This window comes from Spiroplasma endosymbiont of Megaselia nigra (assembly GCF_003987485.1).
Taxonomy (GTDB): Bacteria; Bacillota_I; Bacilli_A; order Mycoplasmatales; family Mycoplasmataceae; genus Spiroplasma.
The window spans coordinates 1-2,302 of sequence record NZ_RCOO01000171.1; the positions used below are offsets into that span (position 1 = coordinate 1).

The following is a 2,302-nucleotide window of genomic DNA, read 5'->3' on the forward strand; positions in this document are numbered from 1 at the left end:
TTAAAGTTTTTGGTGCTTATTATGTGTTTTATTTTGATGAAAAGATCAAAGCAACAGGGTATGACGCGATGATTAAAACAAACATGTATCAATTTCATCATTTAAATACTTTACATCGTCAATTTGAAAAATGACAAGCAGTTGAACCTCGCCTTCGTAAGTTTAAAAACCGCGAAGAATTTTTGACTGACGTTGATAAAAAATATCAAACAGAACTACAAGCAATGGCCAAACAAAAAGCAGAATACCAAGCTTCAATCAAAGCCAAACATTCTGCTAATAAAGTAAAAAATGACAAACAAGAGAATTGTTCTCTTGTTGATGATTATAACACCCTGTATGAAAAAAACAAGGGTAATCCGCCAAAATTATCCGAAGAAGAACTCAATCAATTATTAGTGGAATTAGACAATTTAGACTAACTCCCCTATCGAGTTTTTCAACTCCCCTATCAACAAAGCAGAGAACTTGCGTAAAACCACAGTGTAGCAAGACAACGAATAAACAAACGCAAGATATGGTCTTTATCATATCGTTTTTGCTGTTTGCCAAATCACCTACTTTATTATACCTTTTCTTCCAATATAATTCCAAAACTATTCCTATACTATACAAAAAGAAAAATTATATTAAATTCTAGTTATTTTAAAACTAAATTTAGTAGTAATTTTATTGAATATAACACTAAATATATTAATTTTAATATATAATTGTAATAAGTATTTATTAAGTTTATATACTTATTAATAATTTTGTTTATACTTCAGAAAACAAGCATTTTGGCACGCCAAGCACCCGAAACCTCGCACTCCCAACGGTTGTTGATAGCACGAGGTTTCGGCTTAATGTTGGTGTTCCGCAGTGGTGGGTTTTTATTGGTTATGTTAATTGCAATTAACATAACCAATAAAAACCCACCTAGTTCCTTTTTTCTTTTTGCCCATGCCCTTAAAAGAAAAAAGCGAACGCAAAAAAGAAAAAACCCCGCCCTGTTAGTAATATAAGAGTGGTTGGTAAGGATGTGTTATTCATGGGTGAGTTAGAAAAAATATTGCTGATGATAAATCGTTGGGGGTATTTGAACTTAGAACAAATAGCTTTGTTATTAAAGAAAAATATTAAAACAATTCAATTACAAAAAGAAAAATTAGTAAATTTAAAAATGCTGAATGTGGATACTCTGCCGAAGAAAAATTATTATACTTTAACTAGTAAAGCACAAAGTCATTTAGGGCGTGAGCATAAAAAAAGCATCAAAGTAAATTACTATGAGTTACAACACCAAGATATGCTTATTAAATGACTTTGTAGTCAGACCGACATTGAACACTATCAAACAGAGCGTGAACTCAAAATGGAAAACGGCAATTTGAATGCTTATCCCGACTTAATCATTACCAAAAACGATGATAGCGAAATTTATGTTGAATTTGAACGCACCCGCAAGTCACCCGACCGGTTTAGAACGAAACTAATTAACTTGCGTGAGTGACTTGTTGCGGGTGGTAAAATTCACTGAATTACCCCCACTCAAACACTCGCAACTTGAATTAAAAATCAAACCAACATTATTGGTGCTTATTCGCCCCAAAACACTTATGAGATTTGGAATAAAGAAAAATAAAAACAGCACACGCTGTTTTTATTAAACATAAATAAATTTATATAATTATTAACTCAATTATTAATTATTCTATTTGGCTGGTGCGGATTTTTTCATCATCTTTTACAGCTAAAACAGCAACATTATATATTTCATTTTTTTCTTTAAGTGTCATTTTTAATTGTAATTCAATACTATCTTTCATTTCATAATATTTTTGACTATTTTTGGTCGTATAAATAATTATAGGGTAACTTATATAATTTATCATTTAATACAACTCCAGCATAAGGAATTGGACCATCTGCTGTAGTAACGATTTTTTGTTGGCTTGTTGCAGGGTCATATTCATAAACTTGACCATTATTTAAAATAAAATATAGTTTATTATTTAATACAAATCCAGGAAGTAAAATTGGACCATCTGCTGTAATAATAATTTTTTGTTGTTTTGTTTCTGGATTATATTCATACACATTATTATCATTTGAACAAAAATAAACTTTATTATTTAATAAAACTCTAAAAGAATTAGTTTTTTTATTAGTATTAACTATACCTTCTATATCTTTTTTATTAATATTTATATTTTTTATGTATGGCGTCCTGTACGATGAACCGGCAAAAAACAACTCTTGTGAGATTGTTTTTTTTATTTTTATATTAAAAAACATAAATTTATTTGCATTATTCATCGGA

General features: G+C 29.5%; 3 protein-coding genes. 2 read left to right on the forward strand and 1 reads right to left on the reverse strand.

What is annotated here, in order from left to right; translation table 4 throughout:
- Together D9R21_RS07405 and D9R21_RS05775 are read left to right on the forward strand one after the other, a co-directional pair.
- Window positions 1-422 (forward strand): hypothetical protein (locus D9R21_RS07405; RefSeq protein WP_158613935.1); only part of this gene is annotated, 422 nt, incomplete at its 5' end.
- Window positions 423-1,030: 608 nt separating this feature from the next.
- Complete coding sequence (locus tag D9R21_RS05775; protein WP_126821456.1) at window positions 1,031-1,624, forward strand: hypothetical protein; 594 nt, start codon at window positions 1,031-1,033, stop codon at window positions 1,622-1,624.
- A 200-nt stretch (window positions 1,625-1,824) separates the two neighbouring features.
- Here D9R21_RS05775 and D9R21_RS05785 read toward each other — a convergent pair.
- A partial coding sequence (locus tag D9R21_RS05785) for a Kelch repeat-containing protein (RefSeq protein ID WP_206609244.1) occupies window positions 1,825-2,302 on the reverse strand: 478 nt, incomplete at its 5' end.